The organism is Xanthomonas floridensis (assembly GCF_001642575.1).
In the GTDB taxonomy this organism is placed as follows: domain Bacteria; phylum Pseudomonadota; class Gammaproteobacteria; order Xanthomonadales; family Xanthomonadaceae; genus Xanthomonas; species Xanthomonas floridensis.
Genome location: NZ_LXNG01000002.1, coordinates 1 through 22,436 on the forward strand (window position 1 = coordinate 1; position 22,436 = coordinate 22,436).

The 22,436-nt window shown below is 60.4% G+C and carries 20 protein-coding genes and 1 pseudogene; 6 read left to right on the plus strand and 15 right to left on the minus strand.

Annotated features, from left to right (window positions below; translation table 11 throughout):
• Nucleotides 1-123: 123 nt before the first annotated feature.
• A complete protein-coding gene (locus A7D17_RS01460; protein WP_153041872.1) occupies nt 124-498 on the minus strand; it encodes a hypothetical protein in 375 nt (124 codons plus the stop codon).
• A gap of 397 nt (nt 499-895) precedes the next feature.
• Entirely contained in the window at nt 896-2,836 is a 1,941-nt protein-coding gene (locus A7D17_RS01465) for a WD40 repeat domain-containing protein (protein WP_153041873.1), read from the minus strand.
• Nucleotides 2,837-3,063: 227 nt separating this feature from the next.
• Here A7D17_RS01465 and A7D17_RS22340 point away from each other — a divergent pair.
• Nucleotides 3,064-3,761 (plus strand): annotated as a pseudogene (locus A7D17_RS22340) (transposase).
• A 4-nt stretch (nt 3,762-3,765) separates the two neighbouring features.
• Here the strand turns inward: A7D17_RS22340 and A7D17_RS22345 are convergent.
• The 11 genes from A7D17_RS22345 to A7D17_RS01505 all read right to left on the minus strand — a co-directional run bounded on the left by A7D17_RS22345 (nt 3,766) and on the right by A7D17_RS01505 (nt 15,845).
• Nucleotides 3,766-3,972 (minus strand): hypothetical protein, encoded by a 207-nt coding sequence (locus A7D17_RS22345; protein WP_239692116.1) that lies wholly within the window; start codon nt 3,970-3,972, stop codon nt 3,766-3,768.
• 9 nt (nt 3,973-3,981) lie between these two features.
• The gene (locus tag A7D17_RS01475) at nt 3,982-4,461 is read right to left on the minus strand and encodes a hypothetical protein (RefSeq protein WP_239692117.1); all 480 of its coding nucleotides are present in this window, start codon (nt 4,459-4,461) and stop codon (nt 3,982-3,984) included.
• Between the two features lie 389 nt (nt 4,462-4,850).
• Nucleotides 4,851-5,258: a transposase gene (locus A7D17_RS24745; RefSeq protein ID WP_323210239.1), complete on the minus strand. Its 408-nt coding sequence runs from the start codon at nt 5,256-5,258 to the stop codon at nt 4,851-4,853.
• Between the two features lie 280 nt (nt 5,259-5,538).
• Nucleotides 5,539-6,567 carry a DNA (cytosine-5-)-methyltransferase gene (locus A7D17_RS22355; RefSeq protein ID WP_082861641.1) on the minus strand — a complete coding sequence of 343 codons (1,029 nt, stop codon included), beginning with the start codon at nt 6,565-6,567 and terminating at the stop codon, nt 5,539-5,541.
• A 41-nt stretch (nt 6,568-6,608) separates the two neighbouring features.
• Nucleotides 6,609-7,613: a hypothetical protein gene (locus A7D17_RS23830; protein ID WP_153041874.1), complete on the minus strand. Its 1,005-nt coding sequence runs from the start codon at nt 7,611-7,613 to the stop codon at nt 6,609-6,611.
• Nucleotides 7,614-7,620: 7 nt separating this feature from the next.
• On the minus strand, nt 7,621-8,718 hold the full coding sequence (locus A7D17_RS22360; RefSeq protein ID WP_082861642.1) for a ParB N-terminal domain-containing protein: 1,098 nt from the start codon (nt 8,716-8,718) through the stop codon (nt 7,621-7,623).
• 128 nt (nt 8,719-8,846) lie between these two features.
• Entirely contained in the window at nt 8,847-11,534 is a 2,688-nt protein-coding gene (gene aceE / locus A7D17_RS01485; protein ID WP_064507483.1) for a pyruvate dehydrogenase (acetyl-transferring), homodimeric type, read from the minus strand.
• Between the two features lie 555 nt (nt 11,535-12,089).
• The gene (locus tag A7D17_RS01490) at nt 12,090-13,091 is read right to left on the minus strand and encodes an arabinogalactan endo-1,4-beta-galactosidase (RefSeq protein ID WP_064507484.1); all 1,002 of its coding nucleotides are present in this window, start codon (nt 13,089-13,091) and stop codon (nt 12,090-12,092) included.
• Nucleotides 13,092-13,577: 486 nt separating this feature from the next.
• Nucleotides 13,578-13,814, minus strand: a complete 237-nt coding sequence (locus A7D17_RS01495) for a hypothetical protein (protein WP_153041875.1) — start codon at nt 13,812-13,814, stop codon at nt 13,578-13,580.
• 112 nt (nt 13,815-13,926) lie between these two features.
• Nucleotides 13,927-15,249, minus strand: coding sequence for an XVIPCD domain-containing protein (locus A7D17_RS01500; protein WP_064507486.1), 1,323 nt, complete (start codon nt 15,247-15,249; stop codon nt 13,927-13,929).
• Nucleotides 15,246-15,845, minus strand: a complete 600-nt coding sequence (locus A7D17_RS01505) for a hypothetical protein (protein ID WP_064507487.1) — start codon at nt 15,843-15,845, stop codon at nt 15,246-15,248. Before A7D17_RS01505 ends, A7D17_RS01500 begins: the two co-directional genes overlap by 4 nt.
• Nucleotides 15,846-16,041: 196 nt before the next feature.
• Here A7D17_RS01505 and A7D17_RS01510 point away from each other — a divergent pair, with 196 nt between their 5' ends.
• The 4 genes from A7D17_RS01510 to A7D17_RS01525 all read left to right on the plus strand — a co-directional run bounded on the left by A7D17_RS01510 (nt 16,042) and on the right by A7D17_RS01525 (nt 19,666).
• The gene (locus A7D17_RS01510) at nt 16,042-18,102 is read left to right on the plus strand and encodes a SpoIIE family protein phosphatase (protein WP_082861644.1); all 2,061 of its coding nucleotides are present in this window, start codon (nt 16,042-16,044) and stop codon (nt 18,100-18,102) included.
• Complete coding sequence (locus A7D17_RS01515; RefSeq protein WP_064507488.1) at nt 18,099-18,530, plus strand: ATP-binding protein; 432 nt, start codon at nt 18,099-18,101, stop codon at nt 18,528-18,530. Before A7D17_RS01510 ends, A7D17_RS01515 begins: the two co-directional genes overlap by 4 nt.
• Nucleotides 18,527-18,946 (plus strand): STAS domain-containing protein, encoded by a 420-nt coding sequence (locus tag A7D17_RS01520; protein WP_064507489.1) that lies wholly within the window; start codon nt 18,527-18,529, stop codon nt 18,944-18,946. The genes A7D17_RS01515 and A7D17_RS01520 overlap by 4 nt, the downstream gene beginning before the upstream one ends.
• A 96-nt stretch (nt 18,947-19,042) precedes the next feature.
• On the plus strand, nt 19,043-19,666 hold the full coding sequence (locus A7D17_RS01525) for an HAD hydrolase-like protein (protein ID WP_064507490.1): 624 nt from the start codon (nt 19,043-19,045) through the stop codon (nt 19,664-19,666).
• A 410-nt stretch (nt 19,667-20,076) separates the two neighbouring features.
• Here A7D17_RS01525 and A7D17_RS24395 read toward each other — a convergent pair whose 3' ends face one another.
• Nucleotides 20,077-20,307, minus strand: a complete 231-nt coding sequence (locus tag A7D17_RS24395) for a hypothetical protein (RefSeq protein WP_064507491.1) — start codon at nt 20,305-20,307, stop codon at nt 20,077-20,079.
• A 456-nt stretch (nt 20,308-20,763) separates the two neighbouring features.
• Between A7D17_RS24395 and A7D17_RS01535 the strand changes: the two genes are divergently transcribed.
• Nucleotides 20,764-21,510 carry a hypothetical protein gene (locus tag A7D17_RS01535; protein ID WP_064507492.1) on the plus strand — a complete coding sequence of 249 codons (747 nt, stop codon included), beginning with the start codon at nt 20,764-20,766 and terminating at the stop codon, nt 21,508-21,510.
• A 193-nt stretch (nt 21,511-21,703) separates the two neighbouring features.
• Here A7D17_RS01535 and A7D17_RS01540 read toward each other — a convergent pair whose 3' ends face one another.
• Nucleotides 21,704-22,423: a GntR family transcriptional regulator gene (locus tag A7D17_RS01540; RefSeq protein ID WP_064507493.1), complete on the minus strand. Its 720-nt coding sequence runs from the start codon at nt 22,421-22,423 to the stop codon at nt 21,704-21,706.
• Between the last annotated feature and the right edge of the window lie 13 nt (nt 22,424-22,436).

A 22,436-nucleotide genomic window follows, 5' to 3' on the forward strand; every position in this document is an offset into this window, starting at 1 on the left:
TGCCTGTAGCAGGGGCAACACCGCGCACATGCGCCGGAAACGGCCAAAAACCGCAGGCCTGAGCGTCATTGGCGCGACCGATGCGGCTTACCTCATCCTCCGATGGCGTTGATCAGACCATCCTTAGATGTCGAACGCCTGGATACCGTCACCGTGCGCAATGCGCACGCGATTTCCCGTGAAAGGAATGACTACGCTCCCCACCGAAGGTGAAAGGCCCGGCAACAAGTCGGCCATGGCCTTGCATTGCTCATGGATAGAGCATCGAAGAATCCTCACCGACAAAGAGCCATTCACCACCTCATAGTCAGCACCCGCAACGTAATACTGACTCTCCATTGGCACCTTGAAATCTATCCGCACATTCTCGGTGTCCTGCCGATGAACAGTCAAGGGAGACAACGACAACTGGGAGTATTGAACCGGCACTTTGTTCTCCGCACATGCAGTGGTCGACATAGCCAGCACGGCCATCATCAACAAGTCTGAATTTCTCATAGCTTACGTTCCATGCCCTCGATCCACTTCAGGTGTGTATCTTTTTGTGAGACGACGTTAAGGATTCATCAGCATTACCGGCTGCAACTAGCGCTATTCCTTAATAACACAAAACGTGTCGATGGCGGCTATGTACGTGACTTCAACGAAGACGGGGCGACTTCGTCACTACGTTCCGCGGAAGTAAAAAGCAGCAACCCGGCACGTTATCCGCACCCACCTAGCCCACAAAAAGTCAGGCCGACTAAGCGAACCTGACCCCGTTATTTTGGGAACCAAACGCTTAGTCGATCCCTACACCGCCAGCACCCCTCGTTTCTCGCCAAGCCAAGCCGTGAGTCCAACAAGTTACGCGTGTGGCAACTTGGCATTGCCTTGCTCTCAGGTACTGGACTGATTACATACCGATCATGAACAATTCACCGGTATAGCGGCCCTGGAATCTCTCAATCGATTTTCCGGTCATCGCAACGACTTCCGCATCGAGCGCTGTGTACCCATCGCCGCCTCGCTGGTAGGCATAGGCGTTTCCCACCTGATGGATGCGCGCCGCGCCAGCTCCATACACTTGCGATTGCGAGTAGCCACTAGTCAGCACTGCTGCCAGCTTGGCGCCCGGCTCAAGCGTCACTATCCAGCGGACAGACTCATACGAACTCAGCACCAGGATGATCGGCTTGTTCGAACGTCGTACCCGCACCTGCACGGTCCCGATGCGGGCGCCGGCCCCTGACGTACTGGTTTCTCTACGCCCCTCGTAAACGCCGACCGCTTCAATATGCGAGGTTCGCCCAAGCTCAGCGATTTCTCCATGCGGCAAACGTGGTGCCGTCGCCCGTGCGCTGTTAGTTGCAGTAGATCGCAATAGCGCTGCGCGCAGTAGGCGCAATTGCTCGGTGGTCATCGGAATCCCGCCTGCCGCATGCCGCTCTACTTCGGCAGCCCGGAGCAATGACTGGTTCAGTTGTGCATTACGTGCAGCCACCAACTGGGCAATCGCCTGTGTCCGCACTTCAAGATAGGTATTCACGTCTACGGGCGGCTGCGACTGGAACCTCTCCACCAACCTGATCTGCGCGTTGTCGACCACGGCATTGCGGCGTAACGAGGGTACGTAGAGCACGCGACTACCCACTCCTGGAACATCGTCCAGTTCAGCCAGCGTGCGTTTGCTGATCGAGTAAATGTATGTCCGACTACCCTCCGGGTCGTTGGTGAAATAGCCGGTGATTACAAGAGCATCGGGATCCGGCGTAGTCGTTGCAGACGTCGCCATAAGCGGCGATAGCGTAATACTTGACGCCTGCAGTGATGGCAGCGCAAGCCGCTTGATCCCCCCGGCCACAGAAAAAGCGAATGTCTCATCGGACGAAAGGTTGGAGCGCCCCCATCCAGAGATCGGCATCTCGCGTTGGGAAAGGATTCGCGTAGTCCATCCCTCAGCATCACGGTGCAGCTCGATTTCTGCAATCGTTTTCCACGCCATCAGTAGAAAATGTAGTGGCTTGCCCGGCACTGGATATACCATCTGCAGGCCCGGCGATGACAGAGGGAGCGACTGTATATTTCCACTGGCCAAATCCAGAAACACAGGCCCCGCGTTACCCATTTTTTGGTCGGAGTTGTTTCGTGGCGTGTAGATCACACCTACATCCCCAACAAGGTGGATTCCCGAGGGCGTCATCGTAAAGGTCGCGAGCGCGTCACCGGACTCGGTGTCACTGAGTTGCACGCGCCCCTCGCTATTGCTGGAAATCACCACCCGCCCGTTTGGTGATAAGGTCGCCGAGGTGAAGAGACCATTCCTCTCTGCCACGACCTGGCCGCTACCGATATCCACCACCATGTACTTGTCGGCAAGTTGCAGCAAGGCGACGCCAGCCCGTGTTGCGAATGCCGCATCTGCAATGTAACTAGGCGCCGTCAGCACCTGCAATGGAGATTTGGGGACAGCGCGCAACGGCGGAGCGGCGATTAGCAGGCTGGCTCGACGCATTCCCAGCCATTGGCTAAGCGACGCATCGGCACTGACAAAGCATGCCTTGTCGCTCAGCGCAGAGCGGATATCCTGCGCACTTGAGAGAAAAGAGGGCACATAACTCCCCGAGCATTCCCGAGCGCGACGTATCAACCTTGACTGATATTCGGATTCCAGCGCCGCAACATCAGCCGCAAATATCTTCGCCGTCGCATCCAGGCCAGCTTTGCCGGCGAGAACCTCACTCCCTGGCGGCATCGCATCGGTAATGCGTTCTTCCATCGTTTTGCCGAGATTACCGCAGCCACCCAGGCACGCAGCCATGGCGAGCAACGCAACATTCCGTGTCAGAAATTTCATGCCCATCCCCAAGTGTTCTTCGTTCCGAGCGCGTGGCTCGAAAGGCCGGCAGATCATAGCCGAGGTGATCGTCGCCTGCCTATTGCGGCGCTAACGGGGTCCGGCGCTAACGGGGTCGGCGCTAACGGGGTCAGGTTCACCTCCTAGCCAAATTTCAGGCTACGGCCTCAGCTTTCGGGAGGGTTTCCTCGCTATCAGCACCAACGCCTGGCTGCGAGTCTTGTACCGTGGCCAGACTTCCGCGTATTGACGTTCCCGGCATCCCGCAGCACATCGTGCAGCGCGGGAACAACCGCTTGCCGTGCTTTCTGGATGATGGCGACCGATTGCGCTACCTGCACTTGCTGCATGAAGCCCTGCACGCCACAGGCTGCCAGCTGCACGCTTACGTCTTGATGGACAACCATGTGCACTTGCTAGTCACGCCACCTGCAGCGGGACGAATCGGGCAAATGATGCAACGCCTTGGGCGAAACTACGTCGCATTGTTCAATGGCCGCCACAGGCGCACGGGTACACTATGGGAAGGCCGGTACAAAGCGTGTCTTGTGGACAGTGCGGACTACGTCCTTCGCTGCTATCGCTACATTGAGCTCAATCCGGTGCGTGCTCGCCTGACCGACAACCCGGCAGCGTATTGTTGGTCCAGCTGCCCAGCCAGCCTAGGCCAACGCAAGCACTCCGCACTGACACCGCATCCCTGTTGGCTTGCGCTTGGCAGCGACCCGATCGAGCGATCCAACGCCTACCGTGCTCTGCTCGATAAAGCCCTCTCCGACGAACTGCTGCCAGCATTCGCCTTCATCTACAGCAGCAGCGAGCCCTGGGCCACGACGCCTTCCGCGCAATGGTCCAAGCCAAGACCCACCGCTTTGCAGGCATCAGGCCCGCTCATCGGCCACGCAAACCGAACACCGCCGACTGATAAGTTAACCTGACCCCGTTATTCGTCTCTCGTTGTAGACCTTTCCAGGCCCTGACATCGCGCCGTGCTCGATGGGCGCAAACCCGAAGCTGGTTTGTTCCTTCCCGTGCGTGACTGTGTAGTACATGTGCCCTGCTGCCGATGTTCCACCGTCAAGAAGCGGTATCCCCGGCGCGGCAAAGTAGAGAGTGACAGCGTATTTATCGTCCATGAGGTGTTCCTACTTTGATTTATGCCGGCAAGCGACCAGCAACTCGGATTTGATCGATGCCAACTGCGGCGGCTGGCCAAGCAGCCTGATGCTCAGCCGATACCTGCCAGGCTGAATTCCTTGCGCCCATGCGAAGGCAAGCTGCGTGTAGCGACGCTCTGGAGATTCCAGACCCGCAGATTGAAGGGACGAGCCATCCACCTCGTCCAGCCACACGCCTGGAACACGCCCGTCTGCACTCACAGCGATGGTCCGAGCGGGGACGCCGGCCTGCGATTCAACGCGCACCAATGGGATGTTGACTGCGCCGCTTGGTTCAAGCCGTTTCAGAACAAGCTCAGCGTGCAGGCTGGATCTGCGGAGCGCTTGAGCAGCTTCAAGTGACTTCAGAGCATCCTCGTCACCGACGCGGATACCCAGGAACAGTGTGTCAGTTGCGCTCTTACCAGGAGGCTGCACGTTGAATTCGACCACCATCGGACTGGTCATCGCCGTCAACTGCAGCGGTCGTACGATGGGAACCTGCCCATCAGCCGCAACGCGCGTTGGCACGTCCTGCGTCTGGGTTGTCTGTGCCTGGCAACTTGTCAGCAGCGAGATGCCTGAGCAGACCAGAACACATAGCAGTATTTGGCAGTATCGTTGCATGTGTATCCCTTTACTTTAAGCAAAACTAGCGAGCCGCGCGTCTATGGCCCTGCTTATTTATACAGTGCTAGCAGCCGTCCGGTTTATTTCCTACGCCATATAAAGTGACGGGGGCAACTAACCAACCTGAGTTACCCCAGCAGGACGACCACGCGGACGGCACGTTGTTGGCCTACCCAAGGCGCGCTCCTGCATGAAGTGAAGGCGGATTGCATGTTTGACCTCTCGGGCTAGACCCGCATGAAGCCACTTGCATAGACAGACAACCTCTCGGCTACATCGCAGCCAAGACCTTGTGCGGCGTGATGAGTTGACTTTTCGCGCGCACCAGATGCGTGTGCCCGCTTAACCAGTGGTACTCGGTTGGCAGTGCCACCATGCGGGCGCGTACCGGATTGAGTAGCGCAAGGCAGTGAGCACATACTGTTCGGTCTGTTCCAGGCAGGACTTGAACCGCCCTGCCACAGTGTTCCGCTGCGCCGGTGCCTGACGTTGAAAGCTTGCACATACGATTGGCCGCTGGGCCGCATCGTCGAAGACACTGCGCCAGCCTTATCCGCCGAGACCAGCAGGTGCACGTGGTTGTCCATCAGCACAAACGCATGCACTCGCACAGCAAAGCGCTCGCAGCCACGCATAGTAGAAGGCAATAGTGGTACCGATCTTCATCGTGCAAGAAAATCTCGCATCGATTCACGCCCCTCTGGACGACATGCATCGGAACGCCGGGCAGTTCCAGACGCGGCTGACGCGGCATGGCTGGGTCTCCTGCTCAAGAAGAAGACCTCAGCCTGACGGCAGCGATACAGGCTCGCTATCAGACATCGCCGCGCGGGCCTGTACGAGCGGCTCGTTTAGTACTTGCGCGCCCTCTTTCCCGCTCACTAATTACCACTCTACTTTTTTCGAGACCCTTCGTCATGAAATAGGAATCAAGGAATTTCCATTCACTATGCCGGTAAATATGAGCTTGGCTAAGGGAGGCGGAACAGCGTTCCCTACCTGAGTGAATTTTGATTGAATTCCTCCCGCAGGTAAGAACCCATCCGGGAAACCCTGCAACAATGCACACTCGCGCCAAGACAAACGTCGCGGCTTCACGAGCGTACGTCTATTGGCATCTTTTTCAAGATGCTCATAATTACTTGTAAAATCCCACCGCTGCTTTGAACCATCTTTAAGATTAGACCAAGTTAGCTCCATGGCAGGGGAAGCAGGATGTAACGTGGTATGCCGCCAGTTTGCTACTACCGTGTATGAGGGTCCATCCCATGGAGCCTTCCGATTTCTAGACATATAGTACCAAGGGAAGTTGTCACCATCCCCCCCTTTCCTTTCGTAGAACTCACCCTCAGGCCATTCTGGCAAATGTGCGATTAAGTCCCCATGCGAAACAAAATCAAGCAAACCAGAACCATGTGTTGGTTTAGGGAACTCAAACTTTAAACGAAGATCCTTGCGAACCCCCACAATTAAAACTCTAGAGCGTCTCTGGGCTAGGCCATAGCGATGAGCATCCATGCGTGAAAAAGAAATTTCGTATCCATTTGCAGCTTTTGACAGCTCTAAAATTTGCTTCTTAAAAAACTCACCTTCGCGCAAATTCATCAAACCTATTACATTTTCAGCAACAAAGAATCTAGGCGCACCCAAATTGAGCATTCTCACGAAATCTAGATAAAGATCAGATCTTTTATCCTCACCAGGATCACGACGCCCTCCCATAGAAAATGACTGACACGGGTATCCCCCAGAAAAAATGTCGGCATCCGGAGAAGCTATCAACTGTGAAACCGGCCCATTAAAAACTTCAGCTTTAGGAAACTGCTGAGAAAAAGTATCTGCAGCGTCTCTGACAACGTCATTTCCGAAAACAATTTCACAGCCAGCTGCTTGGGCTCCAATGTCGAGCCCACCGCACCCAGAGAAAAAAGATGCAACTTTCACAAGAAGTCTAGCCTTAGAATTGAACCCGAATTATATTTGCTTTAGACGATACTTTCACTTGCCATCACCTCTCTTACAAGATTTTCGGCGAAGGGAAAAGAGCCTATGCCGCTATTTTCTATGCCCTTAATCAGTCTCAGACGGTCTAGAAAAATGACACTAGCTATCTCAGTTGCTACAGCCCACTGCCCTCCGATCCGCCTAAAGCAAATCGGCACAAACATAAAGGTTTTCCAGGAGGCGGGAGAATTCACATAGTGAAGATTTTGCGGAGATGCAGCTAACTGCTTGTTAGTCCAATTCGACCTGGAACATGCGCATTGCCCTAGACCTACTACTATATGTGACTGCATGTCCCCCATACCGTGCCAAGCCACCAAATCGATTCCGCTGTCACCAGAGTCATTAGGACGGTAATCCTCTTCTGCCACGGAAAGTGACGCTCTTATATCAGCACACAAAGACGCCAACTTATTGTATGCACTACCGGAGTACCTACTTGCATTGGCTTTTCCGAAAATATGAACTTGAGATCCAGCGGGCATTACGGATGAAAATGCGACCATTGACATCCGCTCGAACTCATTTGTTATATCGTTCGCGCGCTCCTTCACAAAAGCCAAGTTTGCTGAGATAAGTAAAAACAAATACACATAGTTCAGCTCTCTTAGCTCAGCTTTTAAACTCAGCATTGAGTTCGAGGCATCTAGTGTAAATGGGTAACTATCCCCGTACTCTGAGTTTCTCCAGGAAGCAAGTGAGATGGCATCAGAGAATCTTCGTCTAAGTCGCGTTACTAGAGCCCTACGGCGATTGACTACCGGCGCTCGCCCTTCATCTCTATCCGACGCCTCCTCATCCATGTCTTCTGCTTCTTCTACATCATCGTCCCCTCGACCTGCGCCGGGCGAATCAAAGAAACGATCGATTGCAGTATCAACAGTTGATACGCCATCCATGTTTACCAGGCAAAGAAGCTCCATGAAGTCAAGACACGTATGGGTATCCGAATCAATTGGCTTTTTATTAATCGATATAAAGCTCATCCTTGGGCTATTCCTTCGAAACCTCTGAGTCTATAGAGCTTCTAAGATATCTAGCAGATTTCTCTAACCCTTGGGCCTTCTCAAGATCCTGCATATTTAACCCACTTGCATGCCTTAAGTTTTCGAGAGCGGTTGAGAGCCGGCTTTCAGCCTCAGCCATCAACTTCCTTATAAGGACTAATGGTCCATCAGTGAAGAGATCTGCCTCATCAAGGCTTGCGCCTCTTTTGAAGCTCTTTAAGGCGGAATCGTTCTTTACAACACGCGCCAAGGTTTTAAGTTGACGAGATTCACCCAACCGAGTTCGCCCACCCTCCTCCTTAAATATCCAGGTAAAGAGTTCATTTAGTTTTTCTCGATCAATCTCATGATACTCAAACCCCTCCCTTGACTTCAGGCCGACATATTCATATATACTAGTATAACTCAATGCAGTAGTTAGAAGAGAAAAGGAAATCTTATCCGGATCAATAGAGTTTTTTTCGAAAAATCCATCGTCATTAGCAACCTCTACCAGCTCTAACGCACATAATGTTTGAGATACGTAATCCGACCTGCTGCCAATTTGTTTAGCTAGAATTTTGTTCTTATCGGGAATATCACCAAAATGTTGCGAGAGCTGCTGGAGATAACGAGCTTTTTCAAGCGCCCCCCATTCATTCACGCCAGTGATGTGTCTATATCCAAGATATACAAGAATATCGTCACGTTTCTTGAATTTAAGAACCGGCACTTTTTCAGGTTTATTAGTAGCTTCTTCCCTCGCAGCTGTAACCTGTCGGACAAGTATTGGCGGGGGATCGTTCCTCCCTAGTAGCTTCACTGCAGCTAGACGACGATTACCCTCCACAACCACGAAATCTGTCGTTCCTTCCTTGGGAACCACTAAAAGCGGCTCTCCCTGAAAGAATCCCTGAGACCCGATTGAGAGCATCAGCTCCACTAAGCTGCACTCACGGAGAAGATATGTAAAAACTTCACTCTCCGCGCCACCACGAAGCTTCAAAGGTAAACGCGGATTATCTGGATCAAAGTGCAGTTTTTCTATCGAAATATCTAGAATTTCCGGCTCTGATGCCCTCTCCGCTTTGATCAAAGGCTGCATATCTTCCCTTCGCTAGACTTGGACGACGGCAAGCAAGGCCAGTCGATGATGTGGATGCAATCATACTCAAAAAGCGAGGGCGGCCTATTCGGCCGCCCTCGCTTTTTTGCACTGACTACCAGGGCCATTCAAACCCCAACAGGATTAGCCTTCTCCGGATCAATCTTGTACTGCTTGATCGCCCGGGCCACATCCTTGCCCGTCATCTTGCCGTCCTTCGCCAGCGCGGCAATCGCCGCATGTGCGATGTAGTAGCGGTCGACCTCGAAGAAGCGGCGCAGGTTGGCACGCGTGTCCGAACGACCGAACCCATCCGTTCCGAGCACGGTATAGGTCATCGGGACGAAGGCGCGGATCTGGTCGGCGAAGGCGCGCACGTAGTCGGTTGCGGCGATGGCCGGGCCCTGGCGGCCTTCCAGCAGCTGGGTGACATAGGGCTTGCGTTGTTCGGCTTCCGGGTGCAGGCGGTTCCAGCGTTCCACGGCGTAACCGTCGCGGCGCACTTCGTTGAGGCTGGGGCAGGACCAGATGTCGGCAGTGACGCCGAAGTCCTTGTCCAGCAGCTCGGCCGCGGCAATGGCCTCGCGCAGGATGGTGCCGCTGCCCAGCAGCTGCACACGCAGCTCGCCCTTCTTGGGCTTGCCGGCGTCGGTGAGCAGGTACATGCCCTTGATGATGCCCTCGGCTGCGCCTTCCGGCATGCCGGGGTGGGCGTAGTTCTCGTTCATCAGGGTGATGTAGTAGTACTCGTCGATCTGGTCTTCCATCATCGCCTTCATGCCGTGCTGCATGATGACGGTGACTTCGAAGCCGAAGGTCGGGTCGTAGCTACGCACGTTCGGAATCGAGCCGGCGATGACCTGGCTGAAGCCGTCTTCGTGCTGCAGGCCTTCGCCATTGAGCGTGGTGCGGCCGGCGGTGCCGCCGAGCAGGAAGCCACGCGTGCGCATGTCCGCTGCCTGCCAGGCGATGTCGCCCACGCGCTGGAAGCCGAACATGGAGTAGTAGATGTAGAACGGCAGCATCGGCACGTCGGACACCGAGTAGCTGGTGCCGGCGGCCATCCACGAGGCGATGGCGCCCGGCTCGCTGATGCCCTGCTGCAGCACCTGGCCGGTCTGGTCTTCGCGGTAGTACATCAGCTGGTCGGCGTCGACCGGCTTGTACTTCTGGCCGAACGGGGCATAGATGCCGATCTGGCGGAACATGCCTTCCATACCGAAAGTGCGCGCCTCATCGGCCACGATCGGCACGATGCGCGGGCCCAGTTCCTTGTCGCGCAGGGCGATGTTGAGGCTCTGTACGAAGGACATGGTGGTGGAATAGCTGCGCTCGCCGCTGTCCTTGAGCAGGCGCTCGAACTTGTCGAGCGTGGGCGCCACAAACGACTTGCTGGCCTTGGGACGGCGCTGCGGCAGGAAGCCGCCGAGCACGTTGCGGCGCTCCTTCAGGTACTGCACTTCCGGGGAGTCTTCGCCGGGGTGGTAGAACGGCACCTGGCCGTCTTCCAGCTGGGCGTCGGTCACCGGGATGTTGAAGCGGTCGCGGAAGTGCTTGACCGCCGCGTCGTCCAGCTTCTTGGTCTGGTGGGTGGGGTTGAGCGCCTCACCGGCCGAGCCCATGCCGTAGCCCTTGACCGTCTTGGCCAGGATTACGGTGGGCATGCCCTTGGTGTTCACGGCCTGGTGGTAGGCGGCGTACACCTTGTGCGGGTCGTGGCCGCCACGGTTCAGGCGCCAGATGTCGTCGTCGGACAGGCCGGCGACCATGGCCGCGGTCTCCGGGTACTTGCCGAAGAAATTCTCGCGGGTGTAGGCGCCGCCGAAGGCCTTGCAGTTCTGGTATTCGCCGTCGACGGTTTCCATCATCAGCTTCTTGAGGACGCCGTCGGTGTCCTTGGCCAGCAGCGCATCCCAGTAACCGCCCCACAGCAGCTTGATGACATTCCAGCCGCCGCCACGGAACACGCCTTCCAGCTCCTGGATGATCTTGCCGTTGCCGCGTACCGGGCCGTCCAGGCGCTGCAGGTTGCAGTTGACCACGAAGATCAGGTTGTCCAGGCCTTCGCGGCCGGCCAGCGCGATGGCGCCGAGGGTTTCCGGCTCGTCGCTCTCGCCGTCGCCGATGAAGCACCACACCTTGCGGTCGGACTTCTCGATCAGGCCGCGGTTTTCCAGGTAGCGCATGAACTGCGCCTGGTAGATGGCAGCCAGCGGGCCCAGGCCCATCGACACGGTGGGGGTCTGCCAGAACTCGGGCATCAGCCACGGGTGCGGGTAGGAGGAGATGCCCTGGCCGTCCACTTCCATGCGGAAGTTGTCCAGCTGCGATTCGCTGATGCGGCCTTCGAGGAAGGCGCGGGCGTAGATACCCGGGGCACTATGGCCCTGGATGAACAGCAGGTCGCCCGGATGGGTGTCCGAGGGCGCGCGCCAGAAGTGGTTGAAGCCTACGTCGTACAGCGTGGCGCTGGAGGCGAACGAGGCGATGTGGCCGCCCAGGTCACCCGGCTTGCGGTTGGCGCGCACGACGGTGGCCATGGCGTTCCAGCGGATGATCGAACGGATCTTCCACTCCAGCGCGGAGTCGCCGGGGTTCTTGGCCTCATTGGCCGGTGCGATGGTGTTGACGTACTCGGTGGTGGGCGAGAACGGCAGGTAAGCGCCGGCGCGGCGGGTCTGTTCGACCATGCCTTCCAGCAGCTGATGGGCGCGCTCCGGGCCTTCGACGTCGATGACGGCCTTGATCGATTCGAGCCACTCCTGCGTCTCTAGCGGGTTCGGATCGTTGTGCAGCACTTCGTTCAACCAGTTCATTAGCGCTCCCGGGGGGACACACCCCGCGGGTGTGTCGACATCGTGAATTCGTGAACCCCCAAGTGTACCGCACGCACCTGTTGCCATTCCTCGCTACGGTGGCGTATGGAATGGGACGGTGTCGTGCGCTGGGTGGGGTGGCGCTACCGGCTGGGGCGAGGATCAAGCGCAGCGGGCGCGACCGGGATACGACCAAAGGATGAGGGCCACCACGCGCCGGAGCCGACGCATGGGCCTTTCTCCCATCGGGACATTGTCCTCCTTCATGGGGAGAAGGCGCCCCGCAGGGGCGGATGAGGGGCGCCTCCGGCATCTGTAAATGCCTGGAATGACAAACGCGTCGCTACGCGCCTTCAGACGTGAAGCGACGACTTCTTCGCCCTCCCCCCCCCCCGCTCCGCACCCCGGCCCGCGCTTACGGCGCGGGCGCTCCAAGGCACGCGCGCCGGTGGCGCGCAAGCCGAGCCTTCTCGCCCCGAGGGGAGAGCGGCGTTGATCCCGCACCGAGCGAGGGCGGGACGAACGGACGAAGACGAACGATGGGACGCGTGCCGGTCAGAACGCCTGCAACGCTTCGGTCAGTTGGCCGTTGTTGTTGACTGCGCCCATGGTGTAGCCCTGCCAGCCCGGGTAGGCGTTGGGTTCCCAATAGAACACGCCGAGGACGCGCGAGCCGATGGCGTTGCTGCGGCTGAGCAGGTTGGTGAGCATGGCGCGGGTGGTGGCGGCTTGCTGCCAGTCCATGCCGACCTCGGCCACGATCACGTCGCTGCCGTAGCGGGAGATCATGTCGCGCATGTTGGTGTCCAGGCGGTTGTTGTAGTCCTGCCAGCTGCCGACCGGCGGGTAATGCGACATGCCGATGACGTCCCACTTGCCGCCGGCCGAGCGCAGGTTGTCGAAGAACCAGCGGAAGTTGGCGTTGTCGTAACCGTTGGCCAGGTGCACGATGACCTTGGCGTTGGGATACACCGCCTTGGTGGCGTTGTAGCCGCTGTTGATGAACTGGCCCAGCGTGGCGAAGTTGGGCGTCTTGCCCTCGTTCCACAGCATGCCGCTGTTGATCTCGTTGCCCACCTGCACCCAGCTGACGGTGATGCCGTTGTCCTTGAGGTACTTGAGGATGCCCTGGGTGTGGCTGTAGACATCGGTATTGAGCTGGGCGACGGAGTGGCCCGCCCAGGCGGCTGGCTTGGTCTGCTTGCCGGGGTCGGCCCAGCTGTCGCTGTAGTGGAAGTCGATCATGATGCGCATGCCCTGCGCGGCGGCGCGCTTGGCCTTGTCGAGCGTGTCGCGGCCGTCGTTCCAGCCGCCGGAGGGATTGACCCACACGCGCAGGCGAATGGCGTTGCCGCCGACGTCCTTGAACAGCTTGATGAAGTCGGTGGTCTTGCCCGCTGCATCGCGAAACACCTGCGGCGGATTGTTGGCTGCCTGCTGATTGAGCCAGCTGACATCGGCGCCCTTGGCGATGCCTTGCGCGCCGGCACCGGCACTGACAAGCCCCAGCAACAGCACCAGCAGCAAACGGCTGTACCCGGTACGAAAAATGCGCATGAAACCCTCTCCCTTGATCGATGGATGTCGCGCCAGATGGCGCCCTGCCTGATCCCCTCCCGAATCCGCCGCGTGATGCGTAGCGATACGGGCGATGCTTGCGACGGCCAGGCACGCCGCGAAACGGGGGCGATTCCAGCACGGCCGCGCAACGCGGTCGCGCTCGCTATAGGTACCGGAGGAATGCGGCATATCTCGCGGCGGAAAAAGCCTGCACCAGCGACCTGGCGTTGGTGTGCGACAGCACAGTGTTGTGCGGGTGCAGCAGGAAACCGGCGCGGTATTGCGCAAAACCTCTGCTCCGCGCGCGCAGTCGCTGCAGCGATACGCATGACCAGTTCGCTGCCACAGAACATGGACCTGGCCCGGTGCGACGCGGCGACGCGCGACGGGCATCGCGGCAGCCGGGCGCGCTGCCGGACGCGCAAACTCGCTGGCAGCGGGATAGCGATAGTCGACATTGATGATGCCAGGGCGCTTAGCTGATCACCGCCGCACGCTCACCGCGCGCATCGCTTGGGCCGACTGCCGATGCTGGAACAGCCGCACCGACTCGACACACGTCAGCGGCGCGCCGCGCAGCACCGTGGGCGATTCCAGTTCGGCGATACCCGCCTGGCGGGCATCGGGGCACTCCTGCTGCCCGACGCCCTGCCCGTTCGGAGCACGCGGCACGCCCTCGCCGCAGGCGCGTCGGCGACCGAACGGCACAACGCCGGGCAAGCCGGCGTTGTGTGTGCAACCTGCGATGGCGCTTGGCAGATGGAGGCGGCGCCGCGTAACGGATGGCAGCCAAGCCACCGGGCGCCACGACGCCACGCCTGCATGAGCGCACTCAGCCCAGCGCGCGGGCGCCCTGCTGTTGCTGCTGGGTCTGGGTCTGCTGCTGTTCCAATGCCACCGACTGCCGTGCGGCGTTGTCGGCCACGCGCTGACTGCTCTGTTCGAGTGGCGTGTTCATGGCGGTCATGGTGTCCACGCTCACACGCAGTTGCGCCGGGTCGTCCACGCGGCCCTGCACGGCGAACGTGCGTGCGGCATCCTGACTCATCATCACCGCATCGATGCGCTGGCCGCCGGCGGCGTGCATCTCCGAGGCAAGCGAGCCGGACAACTGCGCACTCTGCTGGTCGGGTGTGCGCCCGGCGCGTGCGTCCTGCGCATGCACGCCGCGCTGCGCATCCTGGAACAAGGCGTTGCCCAGGTGCCCGGGCTGATCGATTCGCAGCGAAGTGTGGTCGTTGCCATGCTCGCGCGCATCGCGCCTGGCCGGCTCGCCCGGGGCGAGCGGGCCGCGGATGGCGTCGACCACATCACGCCCAAGGCCTTGGGGGCCGCGTGTCACGATGGTGGTACCGGTACGCAGCTCGTTAACGTCGCTGCGGTACTCCTCGATCATCCGCGCGTTCTTTTCCGCGAGCGGGCGCGCATTGGGGTCGGTGAGTGCGGAGTGCTCGCCCAGGAAATTACCTAACTTGTGCGCACCCAGCGACGCCCCCGCGGCCATGAGCGGGTCATCCGGAATCAGGAAATTGGCCTTACTATTGCTATAACCCGATGCGCCCAAGGCGAGCATTTCAGTCGGCTTTGCGTAGATGCGTACCTGCCCGAAATGCGGCGACGCCGCGCTTACCGGGTCCGATGCCATCACGTGGTTAAGCACGCTGTTGCCGCCTTCCGGAATGCGGTAACTCAGGCTGGCCGCACCATAGGCGTTGAAGGTTTCGCCCTTGAGATCGTAGTGGTGCGCCGAGATTTGCGCGAGCGTGCCGCCGAGCGAGTGACCGGTGACGGTGACTTGCGGTGTACGCCCCTCTTCCTTGCCGATTTCCTTTGCATAATCCAGGGCATGCTTGGTCAATGCCAAAGCATCGGCTGCCTGCGGATTGGTCCGCGAGGTGACCATGGTTGCATCGGTGAGGATGTCATTGAGTGCGCCCTGGGTACCGCGGTGCGCAACAACGATCTCCCCAGTGCCCTCGCGTTGGTAAATCGTGCCTTGGTAACCATTCGCCTTGTTATTGACGTGTTCGACAACAGCGTAGCGCTGCCCTTCGATCGTCACGATCTCTTCATGCCCAGGGGCGCGGCGGCCTACTGCACGATCCTTATAGACGTCATCGGAAAGGCCGGCATATTGCGGAGACGGGATGGTCATGGCGTAACTTCCTTGGCAGCCAACGTGATGGTGAAGAGCTTGTCGCGGATCTCTGGCTTGAACTCCTCAGCAGCGTGCTTGCCCATATCTGGGAAGTTGCTCATTTCAGAGCGTGGGTAACGCTCGCTCCAGTAATACTCCGTGGACGCCTGCTGCGCAGTCACCGTCTTGCCTTCGATAAACGACAGGAAGCGGGTCTCTTCCTCTGCACCGGTGGCCTTCAGCATCACGCTGGCACCGCTGAATTCCCAATGACAGACGCCGCGACCGTAATAGTTCTCGTCCTGCATCAGATCGAGATACACGGTGCCGCGGTACTCGGTGTCGGACACCTTCTTCAGCGCGAAGTCTTCCTGGCTGGTGATGCGCCCGGCGGTACCGGTTTCCGGCTGGATCTTGCCGCATTCGGCTTCGTTGCTGACGTCGTACTGCGCCGCGCCCTGTACCAGAGCGAACGCGCCAGGCGCGTTCTTCAAGGTGAGCGTGACCTCGAAGGCCTTGCGCGGGTTTGGATTCAGCTTGGCAAGGCCGCGGCCACCGGCCTCGACGTTGGCTTCTGCAGTGGCCTCGGTTGCGGGGGAAAGGGTCTGGGTCATGCTGGTCTCCGGGGCGTTACAGGCCGTAAGCAGTAGGGCCAGCAGGCTCGGTGTGAGAATCAGGCGCAAGGCCGGCCTCCATGGCGATAGGGGGCTCAATCTAGTTCGCTCGAGCCTGGAGGGTCAATTTACGGCAGCTGAGGATGAGGCCGCCGTGAGCGGGCATCGGGCAGTTGTCGCCGGCGGGAAAACTGCGATGATCTGCGCTATCCGCCAGGGGGAGCGTGTTATCGCCACGGTTCTCACATCGCCCGCCGACAGCGTGGCTGTCATTGCGCGCGTGCACTGGCGCAACAGCCTGCGCATGCGCGTACTGCTCGCCGCCACCGCGGTGCTGGTGGTGTTGCTGAGCGTGCTGGGCACGGTGTTCTACCTTGGCGCGCGCGCGGAGTTGGTGGAAGCGGCGCGCGTGGAAGTGGACGGCCTGACCGAGCAGACCGCGCGCAGCCTGGCGGCGATGCTGGATTCGGTGCAGGTGAGCGGGCGCACGCTGGCGGCCAGCAGTGGTGCGGTGGGGTTGCAGCCGTTCAACTTGCGCGCGTTGTTGCTGGCCACGCTCAGTGGCGACCCGGATATCGGTGCAGCGCGGCTGATCATCGAACCACGGACGCAAAAAGCCGGCGACACCGGGTTTGTCTGGTACGTGCATCGCGACGGCACGCGCACCGTCGAAAAGTCGGTGATGGAACTGGGCTACGACTATCGCGCGATGCCCTGGTACCTGCGCACCCAGCGCGAAGGCCGCGCGTGGTGGTCCGAGCCGTACCTCAACACCAATGGCGGCAACGAGCTTTACACCAGTTACAACCTGCCGCTGCGGCGGCCGGGCGATGCGCCCGATGCAGCGCCTGTCGGCATGGTGAGCGTGGATTTGCCGTTGCAGCATCTGCGCGAGATCATCGACCAGTTGCCGCGCGATATCGGTATCCGGCCGATGCTATTGTCGCCGGAAGGCATGCTGGTGTTCAGCCCGGATCCGGCGCTGGACCTGCACACCACGCTCGATCGCTATGTGGCGCGTTCGCGACCGGATCTGGCGCCGTTGCAGCGTGCGATGGCCGCCGGCCAGCCGATCTCGTTCTCGCACACTGCGCCCGACGGCGAGCGCTTCCTGACCCATAGCGCGGCAGTTGGACGCAGCGGCTGGACCTTTGTGCTGTCGGCCTCGGAAGGCTATGTGTTGTCTGGCCTGAACTGGCTGGCCGCATGGGTGGCTGCGGCCGCATTGGTGGGTGCGGCCGTCTGGTGGTGGCTGATGGTGCGGATCACACGCAAGTTGACGCGGCCGATTGAAGAGTTGACCGACACCGCCGAGCACTTCCGTCGTGGCGAATTCGAGTACCCGTTACGGCATATCGAGCGCAATGACGAAGTGGGCGTGATGGCGCGCGCGTTCGATAGCGCACGCGATGCGATCCGCCACCATATCGCCGAGATCGGCGAGATGACCGCCGCGCGCGAGCGCATGCACAGCGAACTGCAGATTGCGCGCGAGATCCAGCAGGCGATGCTGCCCTCCGGGCGCACCTTCGACCGTGCCAGCTCGCACCTGGAAACCTGCGCCTGGCTGGAGCCGGCCAAGGCGGTGGGCGGCGATTTCTACCATTTCTTCGAAACCGAGCCCGGATTGCTGTGGTTCGTGGTGGGCGATGTCTCCGACAAGGGCGTGCCGGCGGCGCTGTTCATGGCGCGCGCGGTGAGCGTGCTGGAAATCGCTGCGCGCCGGCACACGCGCCCGGACGGCATCCTGATCGCCGCTTCCACCCGCCTGGCCGAAAACAACGACACCTGCATGTTCGCCACCGTGCTGTGCGGGCTGATCAATGTAGTGAGCGGCGACTACTGGCTGGCCAGCGCCGGGCACGAGCCGCCGCTGTTGATCGATATCGATGGCAAGGCCTACCCGTTGCCGCTGGAAACCGGCGGCCCGCTGGGTATCGAGCCGCAGGTGGCCTACCCGGTGCTGCAGGGGCGCATGACCGCCGGGCAGACCCTGCTGGGCTATACCGACGGGGTGACCGAAGCGATGGACGAGCAGGGCGCCAGCTATGGGCTGGAGCGCCTGCTCGGTGCGTTGCGGCCACGCCGCAGCGCGGCGGCGCAATGCAAGGCGGTGATCGCCAACATCGCCCACTTCACCGGCAAGGCCGACCCCTACGACGACATCACCCTGCTGGCGATCCGGCTGCGGCAGGAGCATGCTGGACGGGTGGCAGAGGCTGGCCGGGAGCGTCCCGGAAAGGCAACGACCCCATGAAGCTCGATCTGGCCATCGCCCCGTCGCTGGCCCAACTGGCCGGTGCCAACGACGCGCTGGAAGACTCGCTGACGCGCGAAGGCCTGCATGCCGAGCGGATCGGCCAGGTGCGGCTGATCGTGGAAGAGCTCGGTTGCAATGCGCTCACCCACGGCCAGTGCGCGGAGCAACCGCTACGCCTGCAGCTGCAGCTCGACCCGCAGGCACTGGTGCTGGAGATGCACGACCCCGGCACCGCCTTCGACCCCTGCGGCGCCGCCATGCCCAATGTAACCGGCGAGCTCGACGATCGGCAGATTGGCGGCCTGGGGTTGTTTCTGGTGCATCAGTTCGCTGATCACATCGACTACCGCCGCGATGGTGCATACAACATCGTGCGCATCACCCTGCTGCACCCGTACGCCCCTGTCCCCGAGGCTTTGTCATGACTACGCTCGCCATCCAGATCGACCCGCCGCAAGACACCCGTCAACGCGTCATCCTGACCGGGCGGCTGGATACCCATACCTACCAGGACCTGGACGCGGCGCTGTCGCCGTTGCTGGGCACCCGCATCACCACCCTGGTGCTGGATCTGGCCGCATTGGAATACATCTCCAGCGCCGGCATCCGCAGCATCTTCAAGGCGCGCAAGGCGCTGGCCACGCGTCATGGCAAGGTGTTGGTGTCGCACCCCCAGCCACAGATCCGCAAGGTCTTCGACATGGTGAAGGCCGTGCCGCTGAGCGATGTGTTCGCCTCCACCGAGGAGCTGGATGCCTATCTGGCGGCGATGCAGCGCAAGGTGATCGAGCAGAGCGCGCACGGCGACGCGCCGATCGTGCCGCACTTCGCCGAAGCCTAGCGCCTTGCATCGCCTGCGCATACACGTGGGGACGTGTGTGCGTGGGAGCTGTAGGGCGGGTTAGTTAGGCTATAGCGCCCTGCCCTGCGCGTTGCCATGCCTGCACTGATCATTTTCGATTTCGACGGCACCCTGGCCGATTCGTTCGGCTTCTTCCTGAGCACACAGCGCGAACTGGCTGCGCGGCACGGGTTCCGCGCGGCCGAAACGCATGAAGTGGACGCCGCGCGCAGGTTGAGCACGCGCGCGCTGATCAAGCAGTCCGGATTACCCGCCTGGAAGGTTCCGCTGGTGGCGGCCGACTTCATCCGCCTGATGCGCGCCGCGCCGCCGGCGGCGTTGTTTCCCGGCATCGCGCAGACAGTCGGCGCGTTACACGGCGGGGGGACGCGGCTGGCGGTGGTGTCGTCCAACTCGGCAGAGAACGTGCAACGCGTGCTGGGCGAAGAGCTGAGTAAGAAGTTCGCCCTCATTGAAGGCGGCGCGCATCTGCTGGGCAAACAGCGCGCCCTGCGACGCGTGCTGCGCGCCACATCGCACACCGCGGCACAGGCGATCTATGTGGGCGATCAGGTCGCCGATTGGGAAGCGACCCAGGTGCTGGGCCTGCCATTTGCCGCGGTGGCCTGGGGCTATGCGCATCCGGAGGTGTTTGCCGGATTAGCCGGAACGCAGCTGATCGCGCGCGTGGAAGACCTGCTTGCGCTGGGCATGCACTAGGGGAGCTCTGAACCAACCTTTCATAGGCTGCCGATCGACGTCCCAGACAGGCCAGGTCGCTCGCAAGCATTTGATCTTCATCGATGGCGATTGTCGCGATTGGGCCGGATTGCAGGCCCATGAGTTGTTCAGAGGCTGCCTGGCACCAGGCACCGCCCTCATCCGCCCTTCGGGCACCTTCTCCCACAGGTGGGAGAAGGACGGGGAGACAGTTGGTCGCCAACCGCGGAAGCTGTCGATGTGGCATTGCCGCATCGAAAGGGCGCGTCTCTACCGGGCTGGCTGGGAACGCTGGAAAAGCAGCGTACTTCTGCAACCTACTGCGTGCCACCTGACATACCCCGGCACAGGCAATCTCTGCTGTCGATCAATCGTCGACTGGGAAGCGAACCGAGTATTGGACTTGCCGTTCACTTCCTATCGTTTTCTTCGGTGATTTTATCGCTGTTGCTGTTGCTCCCGCTGTTGCTGTTTTTCTTGCCCTTGTTCTTGCCCTTGTTCTTGCCGTTGTTCTTGCCGTTGTTCTTGCCGTTGTTCTTGCCGTTGTTCTTGCTGTTGTTCTTGCTGTTGTTCTTGCTGTTTTTTGCTGCTGTTTTTTGCTGCTGTTGCTGTTGCTGTTGCTGTTGCTGTTGCCTGCGCATTTTGCTTACTCCAAGTCGCCTTAAAGCAAGCCGAGCACCGCAGTCATGCGTGGCCGAAGAGGCGCCCTTGTCTGAGCGAAGCGAGTTTGGGCGCCGTGCCGCGCGTGGCGAGGAGCGCAGGGGACCGGCGCGGCTGTATCGCGCCGGATTGCGTCGGCGACAGCGTTTTGGTGACTTTTGCCAAGACAAAAGTCACCCCGCGCCGCCAGGCGCGGAAGCCCTTGCCCTTGCTTCAAAGCCCTTGCTTCAAAGCCGTTGCGTAAAAAAGCTCAGCTTCAAAGCATCTCCCTCAGAGCTATTGCTTCAAAACCCGACCTCAAGCCTCCTGCCTGAAAGCAGCCGCTTCAACACCACGACGTAGCCGCAGCAACCCCAAACCACCCCGCAGACACAAGCCCACACTTCCACGGTGTATAGAGTCAGGCTTCTCCGCGACACGACGATCCGCAACTTCCCATGACCACACCGCCGCCCTACCTGATCACTCCCAAACTGCAACGTGCCACCGACGCCGAGGTGCAGAGGCTTGCCGACTGGCTGGGCCAGCCCCTGCCGGCCGGCTACGCCGAGTACGTGACCGAATGGGGCGCCGGCACCTACGACAATCGCGTGATCGTGCGCCTGCCCGCCGAGATCATCGCCGAGACGCCGGCCGAACAGGCGTTCGTGCGCGAGTACTTCGACGATTTCTGGGGCGAAGACCACACCTTGAACCGCGACGAAGCGGCCCAGGGCGTGGCCTTCGGGTCCTCGCTCGACGGCGACAAGATCCTCTACAGCCGCCAACGCCACGCGCTGTTCGTACTGCCACGCCAGGACGAACGTGTGTACTGGATGCCGCAGGGTTTTTTCGACCCGCTGGACTGGGGCACTGATGGCCCCGTCCTGCGCTCGGCCTTGGTCAGCTTCGATTCCGGCATCGACCGCGCCACTGTCGAACTGTTCACCGCACGGGCGCTGGGCGTGGATGCCGTCGCCGCTGCGATCCTGCGATTCACACCGGCAGCTCATCGCGTAGATGCACCGTGGGGTGCGCTGCTCTATCTGCCCGATGTGTATGGCCGCGCGCAGCTCATCCAGGCGCACGGAGACAAGCGCGTTGGCGTGCGGCTCGACTACGACACCGATCGCTCGCCGCCGGTCGCCTCCATTGTCGCGGCCCTGGAAGCCCTGGGCATGTTCGTGACGCAACGCAGCGCATGACGCATGTCTGGTGCTGAGCGTGAAACTCTCAGTTGCTCGCCCGCCAGGCGAACACTTGTTCGACATCAAGCGTCACGCGCATGCCACTGTTCGCGCGCTTCCTGCTCAGGCGGGGTTTCCTTGATCGGCCATGCCAGTCTCAGCTGCAGCACGTGATGCAGAGTGCAGCACTCCGCCCCGTTCAAGCAGACGACTACACCCCGCCCGAGCGCGGCAACGGTGCCGGTACATTCAACATGCCGCCGGCCGCCACATAGGCTGCCAGTGCCTGGCCCTGGCTCAGCAGATGCCCGTGCATGGTGCGCTCCGCACCTTCCGCATCGCCGCGCCGCACGCACTCCATCAGTTGCCGATGCTCGGCCAGCGATTGCGCCATGCGGCCCGGCGTGAGCAATTGCCGCCCGCGATGCATCTTGAGGATGCGGTGCAGGTCGTGGGTGACGCGGATCAGCCACGGATTGCCGGCGTAGTGCTGCACCGTCTCATGGATCAGATAATTGTTGCGGTAGTACTCGGCCAGATCGCCGGAGGCGGCCGAGGCCTCCATCGCCGCATGCAACTCCTCCAGGCGCTGCACACCGGCTGCGTCGATGCGCTTGACCGCGTCGTGTGCGCAGCGGCCTTCCAGCATCGCCATCACCGGAAACAGCTGGTTGAGGTCTTCCAGCGTCAGCCGCGTGACCCGGCTGCCGCGGCCGGCGTCCAGCTGCACCAGGCCTTCGGCTGCGAGCAGCTTGAGACTTTCACGCAAGGGGGTGCGGCTGATGCCGAGCTCTTCGGCCAGCGCGGGCTCGTCGATCCATTCGCCCGGCGGCAATGCGTAGTCGTAGATCTTCTGGCGCAGGCGCTCTGCCACTTCCTCGTACAGCGGTACGCGCTTCTTGGCGCTGCGCGAATCAGGGGCGAGGGTCATGGTGGGCAGGTCG